21 protein-coding genes are annotated in these 21,502 nt (G+C 56.9%); 14 read left to right on the top strand and 7 right to left on the bottom strand.

Going from position 1 to position 21,502, the window contains the following annotated elements:
• Positions 1-111: 111 nt before the first annotated feature.
• Positions 112-801 (bottom strand): phosphate regulon transcriptional regulator PhoB, encoded by a 690-nt coding sequence (phoB, locus tag ACA066_RS28665; protein ID WP_007896474.1) that lies wholly within the window; start codon positions 799-801, stop codon positions 112-114.
• Positions 802-954: 153 nt separating this feature from the next.
• Here phoB and ACA066_RS28660 point away from each other — a divergent pair, with 153 nt between their 5' ends.
• Positions 955-1,347, top strand: a complete 393-nt coding sequence (locus ACA066_RS28660; RefSeq protein WP_497697541.1) for a COG4315 family predicted lipoprotein — start codon at positions 955-957, stop codon at positions 1,345-1,347.
• Positions 1,348-1,476: 129 nt separating this feature from the next.
• On the opposite strand, the gene ubiA is transcribed toward ACA066_RS28660, so the two are convergent.
• Together ubiA and ACA066_RS28650 are read right to left on the bottom strand one after the other, a co-directional pair.
• A complete protein-coding gene (ubiA, locus tag ACA066_RS28655) occupies positions 1,477-2,367 on the bottom strand; it encodes a 4-hydroxybenzoate octaprenyltransferase (protein WP_497697540.1) in 891 nt (296 codons plus the stop codon).
• Positions 2,367-2,918 carry a chorismate--pyruvate lyase family protein gene (locus ACA066_RS28650; RefSeq protein ID WP_497697539.1) on the bottom strand — a complete coding sequence of 184 codons (552 nt, stop codon included), beginning with the start codon at positions 2,916-2,918 and terminating at the stop codon, positions 2,367-2,369. The genes ubiA and ACA066_RS28650 overlap by 1 nt, the downstream gene beginning before the upstream one ends.
• A 201-nt stretch (positions 2,919-3,119) precedes the next feature.
• Here ACA066_RS28650 and ACA066_RS28645 point away from each other — a divergent pair, with 201 nt between their 5' ends.
• The 3 genes from ACA066_RS28645 to ACA066_RS28635 all read left to right on the top strand — a co-directional run bounded on the left by ACA066_RS28645 (position 3,120) and on the right by ACA066_RS28635 (position 4,924).
• Positions 3,120-3,287, top strand: coding sequence for a rubredoxin (locus ACA066_RS28645; protein WP_007954349.1), 168 nt, complete (start codon positions 3,120-3,122; stop codon positions 3,285-3,287).
• Between the two features lie 21 nt (positions 3,288-3,308).
• Positions 3,309-4,457, top strand: coding sequence for an NAD(P)/FAD-dependent oxidoreductase (locus ACA066_RS28640; RefSeq protein WP_497697538.1), 1,149 nt, complete (start codon positions 3,309-3,311; stop codon positions 4,455-4,457).
• 191 nt (positions 4,458-4,648) lie between these two features.
• Positions 4,649-4,924 (top strand): HU family DNA-binding protein, encoded by a 276-nt coding sequence (locus ACA066_RS28635; RefSeq protein WP_003213368.1) that lies wholly within the window; start codon positions 4,649-4,651, stop codon positions 4,922-4,924.
• 220 nt (positions 4,925-5,144) lie between these two features.
• Here ACA066_RS28635 and ACA066_RS28630 read toward each other — a convergent pair whose 3' ends face one another.
• From ACA066_RS28630 to tssI, 4 genes are all read right to left on the bottom strand, one after another.
• Positions 5,145-5,540 (bottom strand): DUF6124 family protein, encoded by a 396-nt coding sequence (locus tag ACA066_RS28630; protein WP_497697537.1) that lies wholly within the window; start codon positions 5,538-5,540, stop codon positions 5,145-5,147.
• A 415-nt stretch (positions 5,541-5,955) separates the two neighbouring features.
• The gene (locus ACA066_RS28625; protein ID WP_497697536.1) at positions 5,956-7,038 is read right to left on the bottom strand and encodes a hypothetical protein; all 1,083 of its coding nucleotides are present in this window, start codon (positions 7,036-7,038) and stop codon (positions 5,956-5,958) included.
• 12 nt (positions 7,039-7,050) lie between these two features.
• Complete coding sequence (locus ACA066_RS28620; protein WP_497697535.1) at positions 7,051-7,722, bottom strand: DUF2931 family protein; 672 nt, start codon at positions 7,720-7,722, stop codon at positions 7,051-7,053.
• The gene (gene tssI / locus ACA066_RS28615) at positions 7,715-11,143 is read right to left on the bottom strand and encodes a type VI secretion system tip protein TssI/VgrG (protein ID WP_497697534.1); all 3,429 of its coding nucleotides are present in this window, start codon (positions 11,141-11,143) and stop codon (positions 7,715-7,717) included. The genes ACA066_RS28620 and tssI overlap by 8 nt, the downstream gene beginning before the upstream one ends.
• A 676-nt stretch (positions 11,144-11,819) precedes the next feature.
• Here tssI and tssA point away from each other — a divergent pair.
• The 10 genes from tssA (at position 11,820) to tssG (ending at position 21,498) form a co-directional block, all read left to right on the top strand.
• Positions 11,820-13,376, top strand: a complete 1,557-nt coding sequence (gene tssA / locus ACA066_RS28610) for a type VI secretion system protein TssA (protein WP_497697533.1) — start codon at positions 11,820-11,822, stop codon at positions 13,374-13,376.
• A 32-nt stretch (positions 13,377-13,408) separates the two neighbouring features.
• The gene (gene tssB, locus ACA066_RS28605; protein ID WP_497697532.1) at positions 13,409-13,912 is read left to right on the top strand and encodes a type VI secretion system contractile sheath small subunit; all 504 of its coding nucleotides are present in this window, start codon (positions 13,409-13,411) and stop codon (positions 13,910-13,912) included.
• 25 nt (positions 13,913-13,937) lie between these two features.
• Entirely contained in the window at positions 13,938-15,413 is a 1,476-nt protein-coding gene (tssC, locus tag ACA066_RS28600; RefSeq protein WP_497697531.1) for a type VI secretion system contractile sheath large subunit, read from the top strand.
• Between the two features lie 14 nt (positions 15,414-15,427).
• On the top strand, positions 15,428-15,835 hold the full coding sequence (gene tssE, locus ACA066_RS28595) for a type VI secretion system baseplate subunit TssE (protein WP_497697530.1): 408 nt from the start codon (positions 15,428-15,430) through the stop codon (positions 15,833-15,835).
• 10 nt (positions 15,836-15,845) lie between these two features.
• The gene (locus ACA066_RS28590; protein WP_497697529.1) at positions 15,846-16,370 is read left to right on the top strand and encodes a PAAR domain-containing protein; all 525 of its coding nucleotides are present in this window, start codon (positions 15,846-15,848) and stop codon (positions 16,368-16,370) included.
• A 66-nt stretch (positions 16,371-16,436) separates the two neighbouring features.
• Positions 16,437-17,369, top strand: coding sequence for a DUF6402 family protein (locus ACA066_RS28585; protein ID WP_497697528.1), 933 nt, complete (start codon positions 16,437-16,439; stop codon positions 17,367-17,369).
• A 425-nt stretch (positions 17,370-17,794) separates the two neighbouring features.
• Positions 17,795-18,232: a hypothetical protein gene (locus ACA066_RS28580; protein WP_497697527.1), complete on the top strand. Its 438-nt coding sequence runs from the start codon at positions 17,795-17,797 to the stop codon at positions 18,230-18,232.
• Positions 18,233-18,247: 15 nt separating this feature from the next.
• On the top strand, positions 18,248-18,670 hold the full coding sequence (locus ACA066_RS28575; protein ID WP_497697526.1) for a hypothetical protein: 423 nt from the start codon (positions 18,248-18,250) through the stop codon (positions 18,668-18,670).
• Between the two features lie 69 nt (positions 18,671-18,739).
• Positions 18,740-20,527 carry a type VI secretion system baseplate subunit TssF gene (gene tssF, locus ACA066_RS28570; RefSeq protein WP_497697525.1) on the top strand — a complete coding sequence of 596 codons (1,788 nt, stop codon included), beginning with the start codon at positions 18,740-18,742 and terminating at the stop codon, positions 20,525-20,527.
• Positions 20,491-21,498, top strand: coding sequence for a type VI secretion system baseplate subunit TssG (gene tssG, locus ACA066_RS28565; protein WP_497697524.1), 1,008 nt, complete (start codon positions 20,491-20,493; stop codon positions 21,496-21,498). The genes tssF and tssG overlap by 37 nt, the downstream gene beginning before the upstream one ends.
• The last annotated feature ends 4 nt before the right edge of the window (positions 21,499-21,502 follow it).

The following is a 21,502-nucleotide window of genomic DNA, read 5'->3' as shown; positions in this document are numbered from 1 at the left end:
TTGAACACGTGTCCTTGAAGAAAAACAGCTACAAGTCTCAAGCTTCAAGCGGCAAGTTTGAAGCGGTTCGGCTTTAGCTTCCCGCTTGAAGCTTGCCGCTCGTAGCTGCCGTCAGGCTTTTGTAGAAAAGCGGTAACCGGTGCCCCGCACGGTTTGTACCAGATTTTCGTAAGCATCGCCGAGGGCTTTGCGCAGTCGGCGGATGTGCACGTCGACGGTGCGTTCTTCGACATAGACGTTGCCGCCCCAGACCTGATCCAGCAACTGGCCACGGGTGTAGGCGCGTTCCTGGTGGGTCATGAAAAACTGCAGCAAGCGGTATTCGGTCGGGCCCATCTCGGCAGGCTTGCCGTCGATGGTCACGCGGTGGCTGATCGGGTCCAGCAGCAGGCCGCCGACTTCGATCGGTGCCTCGCCATCGGTCGGGCCGGCACGGCGCAGCACAGCCTTCAGGCGTGCAACCAACTCGCGTGGGGAAAAGGGTTTGGTGATGTAGTCGTCGGCGCCGACTTCCAGGCCCTGGATCTTGTTGTCCTCTTCGCCCTTGGCGGTGAGCATGATGATCGGGATGTCCCCGGTCAGCTCATCGCGCTTCAAGCGGCGGGCCAGTTCGATACCGGAGGTGCCGGGCAGCATCCAGTCGAGCAGGATCAGGTCCGGTTTGCGGTCGACAATGATGGCATGGGCCTGCTGCGAGTTCTCGGCCTCCAGACAGTCATAGCCGGCCATTTCCAACGCAACGGCGATCATTTCGCGAATGGGCGCTTCGTCGTCGACGATCAGAATGCTCCTGCCAACCATGCCATTAATCCTCTTGTCATTTAACTGTCTTGCGCCGCATTAGATAACGGAATTATTGCAGTCGTGTGACAGTATTTTAGCCGCCCGGCGATTGTCATGATCCTGAACTAAGCTCTAAGTCCGAACCCTGACAACCACAAAAGGAAGGTTTCCATGAAGCAATACTCGCATTCCTTCAAGGCTCTGATGCTGACCGCAGCCCTGGCGTTGCCATCAATGGCCTTCGCGGCTGAGCCTGTGATGATGAAAGAAGGTGTGATGGCGGACCACAAGGGCATGACCCTGTACACCTTCGACAAAGACACGGGTGGCAAGTCTGTGTGCACAGGCCAGTGCGCGGATAACTGGCCGCCGTTCAAGGCGGAAGCGGGTGCCAAGGCCGAAGGTGACTGGACAATCGTCAAGCGTGACGATGGCACGATGCAGTGGGCCTACAAGGGCAAACCGCTGTACTACTTCGTGAAGGACGCGAAACCGGGAGACAAGGCCGGTGACAAAATGAAGGACGTCTGGCACGTCATCACCAATTCCGGACCGAAGATGTAAGCCCCCTCCTGTAGGAGCGAGCTTGCTCGCGAAAAACGTGAACGGTGACGCGTGTCTGTCTGGATAAATGCGTCGCTATCAAGTTCATCGCGAGCAAGCTCGCTCCTACAGGGGAAGGCGTCAGCCGCCTCAACGCAATCCATAATCCAGCACAATCCCCAAGAAAATCGCCAACCCCGCCCAGTGGTTGTGCAAAAACGCCTGGAAGCACCGCATCCGCTCCTTGCCACGGGTGTACCAGAATTCCCAGGCAAAACAGCCCGCCGCCGCCAGCAATCCCAAGTGAAACCAGCCGCCCAACTCGAATTTCGACCCGGCCAGCAGCAGGCAACCCAGTGCCAACCCTTGCAGCGTCAGGATGATCACCCGGTCTGCCTCGCCAAACAGAATCGCCGTGGATTTCACCCCGATCTTCAAGTCGTCGTCGCGATCAGTCATCGCGTAATAGGTGTCGTAACCCACCGTCCACATCAGATTAGCGATCCACAACAACCATGCCGCCGCCGGCAGTTCACCGGTTTCAGCCGTGAACGCCATCGGCATCCCCCAGGAAAACGCCGCGCCCAGCACCACTTGCGGGTAATAGGTGTAGCGCTTCATGAACGGGTAACTGAAGGCCAGCGCCAAGCCGCCAAACGACAGCCAGACCGTCGCCGCGTTGGTGCACAACACCAGCAGGAAACTCACGCCCATCAACAGCGCAAAAAACACCAGCGCTTCCCTGGAACTGATCCTGCCGCTCACCAGTGGCCGTTGCTCGGTGCGTTTCACATGGCCATCGACCTTGCGGTCGGCCCAGTCATTGATTACGCAACCGCCGGCACGAGTCAGCACCACGCCAAGGACAAAAATCACAACGTTGGCCAGCGACGGCGAACCTTTGCCGGCAATCCACAACGCCCACAGCGTCGGCCACAGCAGCAGGTAAATGCCGATCGGCTTGTCCATGCGCGTCAGCTGAATGAAATCCCAGGCCCGAGGGTTCAAGCGGTTCAGGGATTTGAGCAGGCTCTGGTACATCAGCAGTTCTCCGGGTGGGCGCGGGCGGCGAGCCACAAGGTCGGCAGGAAAATCTCGGCCACCAGCACGCTCAAGGCGCCACGGTCGAAGCGCGAGCGACGGCCCCACAGTTCGGGTGCCCGGCACTCCTGCGGCAGCCATTCCTGAGGATAGTGACAAACCTCGATGGCGCGACGCTGAAACGCCTGATCGCAGAACAGTAATTCGCCCAGCGAGCGGCTGCCCAACTCGTCCATGTGCAACCCGTCGCCCTGCAACGCGCTGCGCGCCGCCACACTGCGGGCAAACACCCAGGCTTCGCCGTGGCCGCGCAAATACACCTCGCGCACCCAGCCTTCGCTGCCTTCGGCCAGATCCAGCGCAGCACATTCGTCCGCGCGCAGCGGTTGCCAGCCTTCGAACAATGGCGTGACGCTGAAGCCGTCATTCGACAAGCGGATCAGTCGTCGGGTCAGCGAGCCTTCGTCGAACAGCCAGTCGAGGGTAGAAGCGTCGGGGAGGGGCGAGAGTTGGCTTTGGAGAAGCCAGAATGGAGGTTTTGAGTGCGGCACAGTGAGTCATTATTGGCAGCAAATGAGGCGGCGAGCTTACCATGTCACTCGGCGATTTTGATTGAACCGGCGCGCCATTGCGCCGAACAGGCTTGCATCTGCCGGGCCCGATCAGTACAAAACGCCCTGAGCCGGACGGCAACGCTGCAACCATCGACCGTTCGCGCCGGCAATAAGCCTGAACCCTGAGGAAGTACCTGAATGAAAAAGTGGCAATGTGTGGTCTGCGGCCTGATCTATAACGAAGCCGACGGCTGGCCGGATGACGGCATTGCGCCGGGCACCCTGTGGCAAGACGTGCCGGAAGACTGGCTGTGCCCGGACTGCGGCGTTGGCAAAATGGATTTCGAAATGATCGAAATCAACTAAGACATTTAAGAGGAGTAAGGAATGAACGCACCTGTCGTGATCGTCGGCACCGGGCTCGCTGGCTACAACCTGGCCCGGGAGTTTCGCAAACTCGATAGCGAAACCCCGCTGCTGCTGATTACCGCCGATGACGGACGCTCCTACTCCAAGCCGATGCTTTCCACGGGCTTCGGCAAGAACAAAGACGCTGATGGCCTGAGCATGGCCGAACCCGGCGCGATGGCCGAACAGTTGAAGGCCGAAGTGCGCACCCACACGCGCATCAGCGGCATCGACCCTGGCCACAAGCGCCTGTGGATCGGTGAAGAGTCGGTGATCTACCGGGACCTGATCCTGGCCTGGGGCGCTGAAACCGTGCGGGTGCCTATTGAAGGTGATGCAGCGGACGCCGTGTTCCCGATCAACGATCTGGAAGACTACGCCCGCTTTCGCGCGGCAGCGGCCGGCAAGCGTCGGGTGTTGCTGCTCGGTGCCGGCCTGATCGGCTGCGAGTTTGCCAACGACCTGATCCTCGGCGGTTACGAGGTGCAACTGGTTGCACCGTGCGAGCAGGTCATGCCGACGCTGCTGCACCCGGCGGCAGCCGCTGCGGTCCAGGCCGGGCTGGAGAGTCTGGGTGCACGCTTCCACCTCGGGCCGGTGCTCAATCGCTTGCAGCGTGTTGAGGATGGATTGGAAGCGCATCTGTCGGACGGTCAGGTTATCCCTTGCGACGTGGTGGTGTCGGCCATTGGCCTGCGTCCGCGCATCGACCTGGCGGCCGCGGCCGGTGTGCAGGTCAATCGTGGCGTGGTGGTCGACCGTCACCTGAAAACCTCTCACGCCAATATCTACGCACTGGGCGACTGCGCCGAAGTCGATGGGCTGAATCTGCTGTACGTCATGCCCCTCATGAGCTGTGCGAGAGCGCTGGCCCAGACCCTCGCCGGAAACCCGACAGCGGTGAGCTATGGGGCGATGCCAATCACCGTCAAAACGCCGGTTTGCCCGTTGGTGGTTTCGCCGCCGCCACGGGGTCTGGAGGGTGTTTGGACAGTCGAAGGGCAGGGCGCTGACATCAAGGTTTTATGCCGCGATGCGGCTGGAAAACTGCTCGGTTATGCCCTGACTGGCACGGCGGTAATGGAAAAACTCGCACTGAACAAAGAGCTTCCACCGCTGCTGGCGTAAATACCGGTCGTTCTGTCGGAATCACCCCGCTTTTGCCCCTACAAACGTCGCGCCGAGACTGGCGCGGCTCTTCCGTGCGTGCCATTCTCACTCCCGTCTGCCGCAGAGTAGAGCACCTGCGGCGCTTTGGGCGCTGTTCCACGAGAACAGCACGGACATAACAACAAAAAACCGTCAAAGGGGCTTCACTAATGCGTAAACCAGAACTCGCCGCCGCCATCGCGGAAAAAGCAGATCTCACCAAAGAGCAGGCCAATCGCGTACTCAACGCCGTTCTCGAAGAAATCACCGGCGCTCTGCACCGCAAGGACAGCGTGACGCTGGTAGGCTTCGGCACCTTCCTGCAACGCCACCGCGGAGCCCGCACCGGCAAAAACCCGCAAACCGGTGAGCCCGTTAAAATCAAGGCCAGCAACACCGTTGCGTTCAAGCCGGGTAAATCGTTGAAAGACAGCGTTAATCCGTAATCAGTATTCCCGGCCCGCATAGCGGGAGAGCGGAATAAAGAATGGGCACGCCAACTTGGTTGGGTGCCCATTTTTTGTGGTCGCGAAGGCCATGCCGGTCGCCTACGGATCAGACAACGCCTGACCCTTGTAGGAGCCGGCTTGCCGGCGATAGCGGCTTATCAATCAACATTGAAGTCGCCTGACACAACGCCATCGCCAGCAAGCGGGCTCCTACACATCAGCCGCCCCGGCTTTGTTGCTTGGCGAAAATCGCCGCCATCTCCGGCTCATCCAGATGATCCAGCGCTCGCTCCACCAACAAATGCACCCCGTCAGCCATACGGCTGAGCGCCTGGGCTACGGAGCGGCGTGAGCCGTCCACATCGTCTGCGAGGTCGGCGGCGATGGCGCTGATGGACAGCAGGTCTTCCGAGGCGTTGGCGAGGAGGGCTTCGGTGTTGATGCCGGGGCAGACGCTGAAGAGCTGGCCGTTGCGTTTTGGTGGTTTGGGTTCGGCTGGCGGGAAGTGATGGTCGAGGGCGCGTTCGGCGGCTTCGTTGAGTTTGTTTGAATCGGGGCTTTCGTAGGGGGAGATTGGGTCGGGGTCTGGCGGGTTGGGTGTGACCTTAAACATTTTACTAACTCCTGAAATGGAGCCGTTCACACGTCGCTGCTAAACGAAGGGTGGCGGCTGTGCGCGGGTTAGCAGACCGGGGAGTTAGCAAACCGGCGCGCCCGAGGGCGCCCCACGCACAGCCACCATCAAGTGCAGGGATATGAATACCTGACTGAAGGAAACGCTATGCACCTCACTAACAACCACGGGCTGCTAAACCCGATCACTGATGAGCAGTGACACGAATCAAAGTACCGACCGCCCCCAAGGCGCACAAGCCGGCGGATTCTGGCGTAGCCGTAGGCAACGACGCAAGGTGTTGTAGCTTGCGAGAAGTAACCTTGAGGCGTTTTAAACAGGCGCTGGCAATCGGTGTTTAATCCGCAGAACAGCAGCGCCTGCACATCAGCAAGTCCTTCACAGACCGAGCGTGTTAACGACGGCGAAAGCATGCTTTGCCATTGCCAAAATCGACCGCGAGGCAGTTGGGCTCAATGGCCAATTGGAGGTCTTCAAACAAGACGCCCAGATTATTTTCCGTATTGTCTGTCAATGGCTTCCAACCAAAGTTCAGCCACCGCTCCGAAGGTGCGACGTCAAACCACTTTATAGCGGCAGTGGAGTCATGCGAGCGCATGCCGATTTTTTGCAAGGTTCGAGTAGGGTTGAAGGGGAGGGTTAATTGCTTTTGGCTGGAATTGGCCCACACGCTCTGCTGGGTCGAGCCGTCCTTAAACTGCCAGTACACATCGACCGGTTTGATCGTCGGCGGGGTGACTTCATAGGCCAACGTCATCATGTAGTTGCTCTTAAGACGTTCGGTTGCGCTGGGATCATCTCGCAGGTATCTCTGCGTTTCGAGAAGACCCATCTCATCAGGCGTTCCAAACGATATGAGTTGGTTCTTTGGTTTTTTCCACCAAATGGTAAGCGCGCGAGTGGTAGGTGAAACCTCGTACCACTTAGTTGGCCCCGAACTCCTACTGGTGCCGAAACCAATTTTTTTCAGCGTTTTTTGTGGATCGTAGGGTAGCCAAAACTCTCCCGATTTCGTTGAACTCAAGAGCAACTGGCTCGAGGCACCCTGCGAGAACTCAAAGTAGGCATATACGGGCTCAATCTCCGGACTCCGGGCGTAGTGGCTGTACACCATCTGCAAGACATAGTTGTCCCGTACAGGCTGATAAAATTTGTCATACGTGAGATACGGTTCGAGATATGAAAAGCTGTGACGGCTACGAGCATGAAACTCCAATTCCTTTGGAGGCCGAGAGGCGGCGTCAGTCTTTAGCGTTACGGTATTGTCCTCGACATGCCAACTCCCTTTTGCAATGCCGTCAGCGCTTCCATAAGCAATCCCTCCGGAAAAAGTACCGTCCTTTCGCAGCAGCAACTCCGCCCCCATTTCCATTGCTCCATGCAAAAAATAATGTCCTTCCAGCGACTTGGAATCTGCTGCCGCGTAAGCAAAGGGCTGCCACATAAGTGCTACGAAAAATAATGTTCTTAAATCCATGTAATGACTCTCCTACCAGCTTCCAAATGGAATGCCGAATTTTTCGATGTAGGCTTTGGACTCCGCTGACAAAGGCAGAGCATAACGGCCTTCATTTTTCCCCTGAGAGGGACCTTGTGTATTGATGGTGCCCACTACCCGAGCAATCTCGACCGACTTCAAGCAGGGGCCGCCGAGCCAGACTTTAGCAATGCCGCCTGGTGCCAGACCTATCCCGATATCGGCTCGGTAGTCGGTGATCCATTTACCGTCAGCCCTGCAAAAGGCCTTTTCAGGTTTGCGCATGATCTCCCGCGCAGATTCGGGAATGACGATGTAAGCCTCGTAGGTTTGTGGTTCTGCCAACGACTGCCATCGCACGTAAATCAGACGAGGCAGGTCCGCGCCAAGTACGTCACGACCGGCACCTCGGCCGGGACTTTTGGGCCAGCCAGCGGGCTCCCCCTTGTTGTCTCTTGGGGTTAGTACCGATGCGATCCCTGAGCCCGCACGACGAAAAACACGTTCGCGGATATCCACAACGTCCGCTGTTTCAATCCAGACTTCCATGTAATCCGGTGCTGCGAAGCCTAGTGACCACGGTTCGTCGTAGCTTGATTGCGCGAAGCTCTGTGTGCTCGCGATCAACAACAACCCTAAAAGTAGACCGGCGCCTATTTTTGTGTGACGGAGGAAATTACTCATGAGGATGCACCACACGTTTGCCGCCATTGGCAGGCCGGTTGATAAACATGATGTTTATGTCGCTGCTATGAAAGCCTTTAGCTGCGTTCCAGTAAGCGGAAAGGTGGATGTAGCGACTGCGTAACATCGCTCTTTCTTGAAGCGTCAATCCCTCTATCGTTGTTTCACCAAGGGCATATGCCTGAAGCTTTTTGTGTATAGGCTCTAATTCCTCGGGTAGTCGCAGGGCAGGGATATCAGGGATTAGCTTGAAGGGGACATCGTGTTTCACTGCCAACTCACGCATGATCCGCAAATACACCAACGACAGTTCGCCACGAATCGGGCGTTCGATGGAGGCAGCTGCATATACCTTCTTCTGTGGTTCGGTCTTGTATCCGTCTGGCTCTTTTGAATAAGGCAGCGGCCTTTCCCAATACGCCACTTTGATTTTGTTACGCGGACCTTCGAAGTCGATAACGCCTTTTCCATACCAGTCGAATGCCTCTTTTTCGGCGCAACGGTAGGCTTCACTGCGAGTTGCATCCATGCTCTCGCTCACGATGCTTGTTAAGGGTTTACCCAGCAGAAGTTTTTCATGGGCTATTGGCAAATAACCACCTCCAAGGTCTGAGTGCACACCGGGCAAAACCAGGTCTGTATCACCGAGGCTATTGAGGGCGAAATTTTCGCGGACTTCGTCTCGCGCGACCAAGTGCACTATCTTTTCAGCACAGCCGTCGGGGAGTCTGAGATTGACTCCCGGGTTTCTACTGTTGGCGACCGTAAAATCGAGAAAACCAGGCTTGGCAATGGCTGCAACGGTATCGAACAGGCCAATAAAGTTGATGGCAACACCGGCTTTTATGCGCCAGTTAAAGCTACGTGAAAAGATCGCTGACGTGGCGGGGAGTGCCAGCGCTAAAGCGCTTTTTTCACCGGTAAGCACTTCGTTCGCAAAATGCCGGGCCGCTGCAGCACCTCGACTGAAACCAAAAATGTCGAACTCGATTTTTTCGACAACTACGCTTGGGTTTTCCTCCTGGAGCAACCGTATTTGCTTCAGGATTTTTGCCGGGGTCTGTTCAACACGAGCAACTACACCTGTTTCGCCCCTACCTGTGATCAGGCCGTGGTACGAGTCATCGCCGTTGCTTTTAGTGCCGATACCTTCCACGTAGATACGCAAAAAGGCTTTTTCCTCGTTCGCGGGAATAGGTTTGGATGAGTGATCGGCATACAGGTCGAAAAGCCTGGCGATGTTGCTCACATCATTCCCATAACTATTATCCGGCGAGCTCCCATTGCCGTCGTACCCATAAGCAGCGCAATACTTTTGTACTTCCTCGGCCGCCTCCGCCAGGTTCGCGTCCGGTGCATAACACGCTGCAACGGTTTCACTGTTGGCTTTGTTGTTGCCCGTTCCATCGAAGAACACCCCGATCCGCAACGTAATCCCTTCTTCTTCAGCTTCCTCCTCTTCTTCCTCCAGCTCATCCTCTTCCAACGGCTCAGGCACAACCGCCGCCAACAATCCCGCCACCGTCCCCGGCAACAACGCATGCGCCGCCATCCCCGTCACCGGTGAACCACCGACCTCAACTTCGCTACTGCTGAACACCCCGCCCGCATCGATCACGACATGGTGACCACCCGCCTTCAACGTAATGCTGGCGCCCGCGTCGAGCACCAGATTGGCCCCCGCCTTGATATGAACATGCTCACCGGCCTCAACCACCAACGCCTCGCCAATCTGGTTGTGGCTGCTCCCCCAAACTTGCAGATAGTCACTGGCCTTGAGCTGAACCTTGCGATCCGCCGTGACCGTGCGATGTTCTTCAGCGCCGAGCACCGCGATGCTGTTTCCCTTGATGGTTTCCTGGCGTTCATTCCCCACGTCCAGTCGGCTGTCGTTCCCGACCTTCTGTTCCATATCCCTTTGCGCGCGCAGGTAGATCAACTCCAGCCCGGCGCGGTCTTCAATCGACAGTTCGTTGTAGCCACCGGTATGCGGCGAGCTGTGGCTGCGCAGTACAGTTTTGGTTTTGTTTTCGGGCAAGGGGTAGGGCGCCGGCGTGACCTTGTTGATCAGGCAACCGGTTATCAGCGGGTCGTCAGGATTGCCTTCGAGGTACGTGACGAGGACTTCCATGCCGACACGCGGAATGGTCACCGTGCCGAAATGATCCCCCGCCCAACTCGACGCCACCCGCAACCAACAGCTGCTTTTCTCGCTGTTGTGCTCCGCGCGGTCCCAATGAAATTCGACTTTGACGCGGCCATATTCATCGCAGTAAATCTCTTCGCCGGCGGGGCCGGTGACGCGGGCGGTCTGGCAGACCAGCGCCGGTCGTTGTTCGGGCATCGGGGGCCGATAAAACACGTCCCAGGGGATCGCTCTGAAGCTGTTGCGGTAGCCCTGAGTAAAACCGTCCTGAGTTTCGGATGCGTCAGTGATGGACTCTTCCAAAACCTGAGGTTGTTTTCCGGTGTGCGTAACACTGAGTAACAGCCACAAATCGTTGTACGCGTCGCGTGAGTGATTCGTCAGACCGAAAAAGTGGCCGCTACGAAGCGAGGGCTGATCGCTTTCGCCCTCTGCCAACTGGTAATCGGCTCGATGCCGTTCCAGCGCTTGCCGGGCGAGTTGTTTGCCGCGTTGTTCACTCTCGAAAAACAGCGGGTAACGGTAGTCTTCGAGCTCAGGACTGAATTCGGCGGTGAAACGACTTTCCAGCAAAGCATTCGGGCGCTTTAGGTCGTAGTTGCGTCGTGTGATTGTGCTGACACGTGTGCTGAAACACAGGGAGAACCGGCTGACCACAGGATGTTCCGCCACCATGCCCGAATCTTGCTGATAAGGCGTTTCGCCCAGCTTGGGGAAGAACGTCTGGTCGTCGGTGAAAACCAGTACATGACCATCGCGGGAGTGTTGGTGATGCCAAGTGATGCCATGCTCGGCACACAGTCGCTGGACGAACCCGAAATCACTTTCCCCGTATTGAGTGCAGTACTCGCGTGGGGGATTTGTTTTGACGTGGAAGGTATAAGCATCCGCCTGGATACCATGCTTTTTGAGTACCTCAGCGATGATTTGAGGGACTGTCTGGCGCTGGAAAATCCGTTGATCGTGGCTGAACTGCAAATCATGCAGCGCCGGGACCAGGGTCAGACGGTAGCGGGTCAGGCGTTTACCGCTTTCACCCACGGCCGCCACTGAGATGTGGCCATGAATGCCTTCACCATGAAGGCCGATTTGAAGAAATGCAGGATGGCCAAGCAGGCTCTCCAAATCGAAGTTCGGGTGCTCGCTGACCAGGTCGACTCGAATCGAGTACAAGGCGCTGATGGTTTCAGTGCCTTCAAATGCCAGCACTTTAAAATCGTTGCGAACCGCCGGGATCGTAAGGGTGAATTGCGCGGCATTGGCCGGTGCGAGCATGCGCTTATCCTTTTGCTTTTTTAGCTCGTCCTTAAGCTGAGTGAGAAAAAAATCGCGACGCCGAGCCGTGCATGGCCGGATTAAGTCGCCAAAATGCCGGGCACGCTAACAGGAGCATGCAAAGTATTGATGTAGGAGGGATCCTGAAGTGCGGTATGAAATCTCCGCGATACCGGAAGTTCCACTATGGAACTTTGGTTTAATTATAAAGTGCCATCATTTCGATGGCACTTTTCTTGTCGGCTGTTGTCACTCGGCGTTTTAATCGTTGTGTTCGGTAACATTTCAGAAGGCTCCTACATTTTTCTTTTCATATTTTTGGCATGCTTCACGTCCGCCTCAGGGAGCACATGGGCAATGAATATGGGATTTATTCAGGTGAGAAGTCAGACGGCTCTATCTCAACGGTTTCCGGCCGGTTAGTCGAACAGTGAATAGTTGAACCGATCTCAGGGATTCCCTTGCTACATATAGGGAGATCTCCTAGGAAAGATAAACACGCTTCATCTAATTGTTTATTCGGGTGCTTGCTAGTGGCCACCATCGTGAGTACGATGCGCCCACTTTGAAAGAGCACGATCTCAATTGGATGAGACTTTTCGCAGCTCTTTGATTCGGTCCCACGCCGTTGGAACTCCAATGGGCGTATGACCGTAATCCAAACTAAAGGCCATGGATGTCCTACTCAAGCAAACTTTCTGCTCATTATCTCGACCTCGCAAAAGTCTCTGTTTCCAATGAGAATTTCGCGGGCGAGGACGTTCGTTTTTCGAGCGAATATGAAGCACTGGAAAGCGAGCTGGCCAAAGCCTCGTCCATGCACGAAAGCGGTCAGATCGACTGGCTGAAAATCCGTGAAAACAGCGAAAATCTGCTGCGCACCCAGTCCAAGGATTTGCGCGTCGGCGCCTGGCTGACCTGGGCTTTGTACCAGCGCGAATCCTTTCAGGGTCTGCTCGCTGGCCTCGGTTTGCTGCACTACCTGTGCGAAAGCCACTGGGCTGAAGTCCACCCGAACAAGGCCCGTACGCGCTCCGCTGCGATCAGTTGGCTGGTGTCGCGTCTTGAGCAGGTGCTGACTGAAAACATTGCGATCAAAGAGCAGTTGCCGATGTTCCGCCGTCTGGTGGAACACCTTGAAGGCCTCGATGCTGCATGCACCGAGCACTTGGGTGATGACGCGCCATTGCTGCTGCCGATCTCCCGCCGCCTGAAAAACATGGTGCAACGCGCTGCCGATAACCAGCCGGACCCCGGCGTGGTCGGTGCCGCCGTGGCGCAGGTCAAGCAGGCCGCCACGCAACTGTTCACGCCCGGCGCGCCGATCGACAACGAGAAAGAAGCCCACAAAGCCCTGCGCGCCCAGCAGGAAAGTGCCCGTCCGTTGTGCGTCTGGTGGCTCAAGCAGAAAGCCACCGACCTGCGCGCCCTGCGCCTCAATCGCACCTTGCTTTGGTTGCCGATCGACGCCGTTCCCGAGCGCAACGGGGAACAGATCACCATGCTGCGCGGCTTGCCGGCCGACAAGCTCAAGGCTTATCAGGACCGTTACGATCAGGGCAAATACGCCGACCTGCTGGTGGAACTGGAGGCGAGCCTGGCGAAGGCGCCGTTCTGGTTCGATGGCCAGCGAATGGTCTGGGAATGCCTCCAGGCATTGAACGCCGACATGGCGATGCGCGAAGTGGAAATCCACTTCGCGCTTTTGGTTCAGCGCCTGCCTGGCATCGTCGAATTGCGCTTCCATGACGGTGCTCCGTTCGCCGATCCCGCGACTCGCGCCTGGATCAGCGCCAACGTCATGCCGCACCTGCAAAGCGCCAGCGCGCCACGCAAGGTTGAAGTTGCCGACACCCAGCCGGCGTGGGAACTGGCGCTCGAAGAAGTCCTGCCGATTCTGCGCAAGGACGGCCTCAAGGCCGCCGTGCAAATCCTCAAGCAGGGCCTGCAAAGCGCCCACGGCGGGCGCGTGCGGTTCTTCTGGCAGTTCGCCCTCGCGCGGCTGTGCTTCATGGCCAAGAAATACGAACTGGCCAAGACCCAACTCGAAACCCTCGACCAAACATTACAGGACTCAGGCCTGAACGCCTGGGAGCCCGATCTTGCGCTGGAAGTGCTGCATTTACTGCATAGCTGCTGCGAGCTGTTGCCGCAGAACCATGCCGTACGTGAACGCAAGGAAGAGATTTATCGCAGGCTGTGCCACCTCGATCTCGAAGTGGTACTCGAATAGGCCCCAGGGCCACAACCGCAAGGAGAAAAGCCATGGCCAAAGAAGGCTCGGTAGCCCCCAAGGAACGCATCAACGTCACCTTCAAACCTGCCACCGGTGGTGCCCAGGAAGAGATTGAACTGCCGTTGAAACTACTGGCAATCGGTGACTACACCCACCGCAAGGACGAACGCAAAGTCGAAGATCGCAAGCCGATCAGCATCGACAAGATGACCTTTGACGAAGTGCTGGCCAAGCAAGAGCTGCAGCTGACACTGAGCGTACCGAACCGTCTTCAGGAAGAAAGCGACACTGAAGAACTGTCCGTGAAACTGCGCGTCAACTCGATGAAGGACTTCAACCCGGCCTCGCTGGTCGAGCAAGTGCCGGAGCTGAAGAAACTGATGGAACTGCGCGACGCGCTGGTGGCCCTCAAAGGCCCGCTGGGTAACGCGCCTGCGTTCCGCAAAGCCATCGAAGGCGTTCTCGCCGACGACGAATCCCGCGGTCGCGTACTGGGTGAGCTGGGCCTGAACGCCGCCGCCCAGGACGCCTGAGTCTCCATCAGCCAAGGAAGCCAACATGAGCACGAGTGCAGCGCAGCAAAAGAGTAACAAGAACGGCGAATACAGCATTCTCGACAGCATCATCGCCGAAACCCGCCTGACGCCGGACGACGAAGCCTACGACATCGCCAAGCGCGGTGTGTCGGCCTTCATCGAAGAGCTGCTCAAGCCGCAGAACAGCGGTGAGCCGGTCAAGAAAGCCATGGTTGACCGCATGATCGCCGAGATCGATGCCAAGCTCAGCCGTCAGATGGACGAGATCCTCCACCACCCGGACTTCCAGTCCCTGGAATCGTCGTGGCGTGGTCTGCAGTTGCTGGTCGACCGCACCAACTTCCGCGAAAACATCAAAATCGAAATCCTCAACGTCTCCAAAGAAGACCTGCTGGACGATTTCGAAGATTCGCCGGAAGTGATGCAGGCTGGCCTGTACAAGCACATCTACACCGCTGAATACGGCCAGTTCGGTGGTCAGCCGGTGGGCGCGATCATCGCCAACTACTTCATGTCCCCAAGCTCGCCGGACGTGAAACTGATGCAGTACGTGTCCAGCGTCGCCTGCATGTCCCACGCGCCGTTCATTGCGGCCGCCGGCCCGAAATTCTTCGGCCTGGAAAGCTTCACCGGCCTGCCGGACCTGAAGGATCTGAAGGATCACTTCGAAGGCCCGCAATTCGCCAAATGGCAGAGCTTCCGCCAGTCGGAAGACTCCCGTTACGTTGGCCTGACCGTGCCGCGTTTCCTGCTGCGTAACCCGTACGACCCGGAAGAAAACCCGGTGAAATCGTTCGTGTACAAGGAAACCGTCGCCAACAGCCACGAGCACTACCTGTGGGGCAACACCGCCTACGCGTTCGGCACCAAGCTGACCGACAGCTTCGCCAAATTCCGCTGGTGCCCGAACATCATCGGCCCGCAGAGCGGTGGCGCGGTTGAAGACCTGCCGTTGCACCACTTCGAAAGCATGGGCGAAATCGAAACCAAGATTCCTACCGAAGTTCTGGTTAGCGACCGTCGCGAATACGAACTGGCCGAGGAAGGTTTCATTTCCCTGACCATGCGCAAAGGCTCCGACAACGCGGCGTTCTTCTCCGCGAGCTCGGTGCAGAAGCCGAAATTCTTCGGCATCAGCGCAGAAGGCAAGGCCGCAGAGCTGAACTACAAGCTCGGCACCCAGCTGCCGTACATGATGATCGTCAACCGCCTGGCTCACTACTTGAAAGTGCTGCAGCGCGAGCAACTCGGTTCGTGGAAAGAACGTACCGACCTCGAGCTGGAACTGAACAAGTGGATCCGCCAGTACGTGGCCGACCAGGAAAACCCGAGCGCCGAAGTCCGTGGCCGTCGTCCACTGCGTGCTGCCCAGATCATCGTCAGCGATGTCGAAGGCGAGCCTGGCTGGTACCGCGTCAGCCTGAACGTGCGCCCGCACTTCAAGTACATGGGTGCCGATTTCACCCTGTCGCTGGTTGGCAAGCTGGACAAAGAGTAAGCGGAGCCTGACTCATGACTGGATACGGCAGCCTTTTCGAACGCCTGGGTGGCGACGCGGACAAACGCGTCGGCTGGAGCCGCGAGGTTTCCGCCATGGCGTCCGTGGCTGCCCATCTGGCCAAGATGCTCAGCACCCGTGCGGGCAGCGTGCAAACGCTGTCCGATTACGGGCTACCCGATCTCAATGACATGCGCCTGAGCCTGCACGACTCCCTGAGTCAGGCCCGCCTGGCCATCGAAAGCTTCATCGAAGCCTACGAACCGCGCCTGAGCGACGTGCGTGTCATCTCCCTGCCGCGTGAACACGATCAGCTTCGCCTGTCCTTCAGCATCGAAGGCCTGCTGGAAGTTGATGGTTTCAAGCGCCAGGTCAGTTTCGCCGCTCGCCTGGATGGCAGCGGTCAAGTCAAGGTCACCTAAGGAGATTCGTATGTCCGGCAAACCCGCAGCACGTGTCACCGACCCCACCGCTTGCCCGCTCCCCGGCCACGGCACCAACCCGATCGCCGCCGGTTCCGGCGACGTCTTCTTCGACGGCCTCGCGGCCGCCCGCCAAGGCGATTCCTCGGCGTGTGGTGGTGCGATGTCGGGCGGGTTGGCGACGACGGTTTTGATTAACGGGAAAGCGGCTGCGACGGTGGATTCCGTTGGGACGCATGGCAACAAAGTTACGGCCGGGTCCGGGACGGTAATTATCGGGAATTCGCATTCGCCGGTGCCGTTTGTTGCGCCGCTGCCGGTGGAGCTCAGTTGGCCATTCAACGAGCACTTTGTGATCAATTGTCAGGACACCGGAAAACCGATGGCCGGAATTGAGTACACGCTGCAGACGGCCTCAGGAAAAATGGTGACAGGCGTTACAGGGACCGATGGCAAGACTAAGACGATCCATTCAGACATTGCCGAGCCAGTTGAGCTGATCATTGAGCAGCAAACAAAAGTGGCGATTGCATAAAAATGTACGGTAGCTCGCACCCTGTCATTAGCAGGGTAGGCAATCAGAAACGACAGGGATGTTGAGATGGCGAATACAACAGTGACCGCAACGTTGACCCCGGCGAATAACAGGACCGGGCAGAAGGCGACTGTGCGCGAATTTGGAGTCTCGGATATCCCTGGAGCGATGGAAAAAATCAACTGGCTAACCGCAGCCAAGCTGATGAACTTCTGGTTTAAAGGAAATCCATGGCCGACGGAAGATGGTGGTATGGATGCACTGACCAAACTGCATAAGAAAGAATCAGTGGATCCTTATGTAGAGGACTCCATTGTCAAAATGAGCTGGCTGATAAAATTTACGCGAGCAAACGAAGTAATTAAGCAATTGAGGGCGCTGTGGAATAGCCCAAAGGCGCAACCGCGTATTCGAGAGTTGATTCTCCGCGATTTCAAGGGCAGGGGAGACGGGGCCTACCAGTTAACATTCTCGGGAAGCGCCAGGGCTGCCGAAAAGTTTGGTTATTCCAATACGCTTCCAGTCCAGACACCCAACAGCAACATTTTTCTGCTTGATGAACTAAGGGGAGCGCTTGCGAATTTCAATGTCAGGGTGATTTCTGAGGGAGAAGTTATTGTCGCTGCAAAAAAAATCAGTTTCTTGGTGAATCGCATAGGGTTCTATATCGAGGACAGTTACGATTTTAGTGATGAGGGTACTCGGTTTAGTCAGCCTCTTGGCTACTGGAACTATGATGGTATAGCAGATCCTGTGACGGGTAATGGCTCCAACTTCTTATCGGCGATCGGTAAAGCTGAAATGGCCAGAACCGCTGCAATGCGCGGAGAAGATGTGCAGGCCATGTTTAAAGATATTGACGGCAAACGTTATCACTTTATTCAGAATAGTGATTTTGCCGAGTATCGAAAAAAATTTGGAAAAGGCGGTGATTTTACAGTGTTCTCAGACATGATGTATGAGCGCGTAACGCCCACTCTGATCAAGGTCGTAGAGTAAATGCGTTTGAACATTGCATTTATAATCTTGTTGACGTCCCTGATGGTTGGGCTGCTGGCGCTCCATTCTATTGTCGATAATCTGTCTCAGCGCCGTCCAGATGTGGTTGAGTTGAGTCCTTCCAGGCAATACATCGTGGAGCGAGTACCGTTTGACTTTTTCTTTTTTGGGGAAAGTCTTTCCTATCTTCGAGTTACGGATCAAGACGCGCCTAAGTATATTTACCGGAGCCCATTGTATCCGACGAGGCTGTTGGAAATACGCGTCAGTGAAAGCAAGGGGAAGATAGGGATACCTAATATTGACTTTCTTACTGATCAGAAAAAATTCATCTTTCATGCTCAGCATTGGGAAGAGTACAGATTGAACCACCTTGTCAGTAACACAGCATACTCAGTTGAACCGTTAAACGGGAGTGGCAAGTAATGGCTTGGTACGGTGGTTTATTTTCTTTCAAACGCCGCAAAGGCATCTTCCGCACAGTTGTTGTGCTGATTGCGATGGCTGTTTTATTGTTTTTTGTTGTTACCACAATGCGGAATTATCCTGCCAATGTCACAGTAGTTAGTCCTTCCGGTCGTTATATTCTAGAAAATGTACCCGTTGGTAAAGTTCTCACGCTTGGTGGAATGGCTTACTTGAGAGTAATAGATAGAGAGAATCCTCAAGAAGTTTATCGAACGCCTTTATATTCAACCCAGCTGCTCGATATGAGAACTACCGAGACCGAGACCACCGTTGGAGTGGTATGGATATATTTTGATCATGATAAAAAAACCTTTGAAATAGCCATGCCCGCTTGGGAGTCGCACTGGTTGAATATGTTCATCAGTAACACTCCCTATGTCCACGTTGAAGACTGAAAACACGAGACCCGCATGAGTAACTACGCCCGTCTCGCCATGTGCCTGATTGTCCACGCCCTCGGATGTGTGGCCTACGCGTTTTTGAATGACGCAGTTGTGCATGTTTACAAGGATCTGAATGGCGGTTTCACATCCCACGGTGTTGCGATCGGTATGGCCAGTTACGCGCTGTTCTACATCTTCCTGGGTGTGAATCTGGTCGCCGCGGTGATGCCGAACCTCATCGCCAAGCTTGTGATCCTGTGTCTGATGGTGGGCTTCATCTTGCTCTGGATGCTGCCAGACAACCCGCTAAGAGCCTTGTTTTACGGCGTAGCCCAAGGCAGTGCCACGCTGCTGGCGATCCTCGCTACTCAAGTCATCGAGTTGCGTTGGTCATTGCGAAACATCGCTGGTCGTAATCAGCCGAACCTACCTGCAGGTGCCATCCAATGATCAGGTCGGGCGTCGAGCGAAATCCACAGGACAGTTTTTTCATGAGATTCAATACCAGGCAGGTAACCCGTGTCCTTTAACCACTACTACCAAAGCGAACTCACCGCACTTCGCCAGTTAGGTCGTCGATTCGCCGAGCGTAGCCCGGCGTTGGCGCCTTTCCTCGGGCAAGCCGGGCGGGATCCGGACGTGGAGCGGTTGCTGGAGGGCTTTGCCTTTCTGACCGGGCGCCTGCGCCAGAAGCTCGACGACGAGTTGCCGGAGCTCAGCCATTCCCTGATGCACCTGCTGTGGCCCAACTACATGCGGCCGCTGCCGGCGTTCAGCATTTTGCAGTTCGACCCGTTGAAGCGTTCGGGTCCTGCGTTGATGGTCGAGCGCGATACGCCGGTCGAGAGCGTGCCAATCGATGACGTGCGTTGCCGATTCCGCACCTGCTACCCGACCGAAGTGTTGCCGCTGGATCTGGCCGCGCTGAATTACTCGGTGAAGGGCGACGGCTCACTGTTGAGCCTGCGTCTGGAGATGAGCGCTGACGGTCATCTCGGCGAGCTGGAATTGAGCCGCCTGCGCCTGCACTTCGCCGGCGAGCGCTACATCAGCCAGATGCTTTACCTGAGCCTGCTGCGCAACCTGGAAGGCATCGAGCTGATCCCGCTGGACGGCGCCGGCAAGCCCATCAATGGTGTCAACGGCACGCCGATGGGGTTCAAGATGCCCGGCGACCGCGTGCAGCCGGTGGGTTTCGCCGAAGAAGAAGCGTTGATCCCATATCCGCTGAACACCTTCCGCGGCTATCGCTACTTGCAGGAATACTTCGCCTTCCAGGACAAATTCCTCTTCGTCGACGTCAACGGTCTGGACCTGCTCAAAGCGCTGCCGGAAGACACGCTCAAGCAAATGCGTGGCCTCGAATTGCGCTTCGATATTCGCAAGAGCGGCATCATGCGGATGCGTCCGACGCTGGACAACGTGAAGCTCTACTGCACGCCCATCGTCAACCTGTTCAAGCACGACGCCTTGCCGATCCGCCTCGATGGCAAGCAAGACGAATACCTGCTGCTGCCGGCCGAATTCGATCTGCAAAACTGCGGCGTGTTTTCGGTGGAAACCGTGACGGGATGGAAACCCGGTGGCCTCGGTTATCAGGAGTACGTGCCGTTCGAATCCTTCGAGCACGACCCGAGTTTCGACGTGCCCAACAGCCGTCCGCATTACAGCATTCGCCAGCGTTCGTCCCTGTTGCACGACGGCCTCGATACCTACCTGAGCTTCGGCATTCGCCACACTGAAGCCCACGAAACCCTGTCGATCGAGCTGATGTGCACCAACCAGAACCTGCCGCGCAAGCTCAAGCTCGGCGACATCAGCATGGCCTGCGAAGACACGCCGGAGTTCCTGAGTTTCCGCAACATCACCCCGGCCACGTCGAGCTTCGCGCCGCCGCTGAACCGCGACTTCCTCTGGAAGCTGATCAGCAACATGTCGCTTAACTATTTGTCCCTGGCCGACGTCAATGCGTTGAAGGTGATTCTCGAAACCTACGACCTGCCGCGCTATTACGACCAGCACGCGGAGAAAGTCAGCAAACGCCTGCTCGGCGGACTCAAGTCGATCAAGCACCAGCACGTCGATCGACTGCACCGAGGGTTGCCGGTTCGCGGGTTGCGCACCGAGCTGACCATCGACCCGGAAGGGTATATCGGCGAGGGCGACCTGTTCGTGTTCGCTTCGGTTCTCAACGAGTTTTTCGCACTTTACGCCAGTCTCAATTCGTACCACGAGCTGCGGGTAAAAAGCACACAGGGAGAGGTGTACCAATGGACACCACGTATGGGCCTGCAGCCGCTTCTTTAAGCGGACTGACCCGAGGAATACGCGAGTACTCGCTGTTTCAGGCCGTGCTGCTGGTGGTTGACCGGCTGCGCGAGGCTCACCCGCACCTGAGCGAAGACGACCTGTACGACCAGCTGGAATTCCAGGCCAACCCGAGCCTGGGTTTCCCTGGCAGCGACGTTGATCGCGTGGAGTTTTTTCACGAGCACGGGCAGATGCGCGCGCGCCTGCGATTCAACCTGATCGGCCTGGTCGGTTCCGGTTCGCCGCTGCCGGCGTTCTACGGCGAACAGGCGCTGGGCGACAGCGAAGACGGCAACCCGACGCGCAACTTCCTCGACCTGTTTCACCATCGCCTGCAACGGTTGATGCTGCCGATCTGGCGCAAGTACCGCTACCGCGCCAGTTTCGAGAGTGGCGCCCTCGACCCGTTTTCGTCGCAGTTGTTTGCGCTGATCGGCCTCGGCGGCGAAGAGATCCGCAAGGCACAGGAACTGAACTGGAAACGCCTGCTGCCGTACCTCGGCTTGCTCAGCTTGCGCGCGCACTCGGCGGCGCTGATCGAAGCGGTGCTGCGTTACTACTTCAAGCACGCCGAGCTGACCATCGAGCAGTGCATCGAGCGCCGCGTGGAAATTCTCGACGAACAGCGCAATCGTCTGGGCCGCGCCAACAGCCTGCTCGGCGAAGACCTGGTGCTGGGCGAACACGTACGCGACCGCAGCGGCAAATTCCGCATCCACATCCGCGAGCTCGACTGGCAACGCTTTCACGAATTCCTGCCGATCGGTTTCGGCTACCAGCCGCTGTGCGCGCTGGTGCGGTTCACCCTGCGTGACCCGCTCGATTACGACATTCGCCTGGTGTTGCGCCAGGAAGAAATCCGCGAACTGCGCATCGGTGAGCAGAACGCCTGTCGCCTGGGATGGACCAGTTGGCTCGGCCGCGAAAAAGCGGACGGCGTGGTGACCCTGGGCAGCAAAATTCATTAAGGAC

The organism is Pseudomonas sp. LBUM1651, assembly GCF_059716135.1.
Note: the sequence above shows the minus strand (reverse complement) of the source record. Positions and strands in the feature narration are given on the sequence as shown.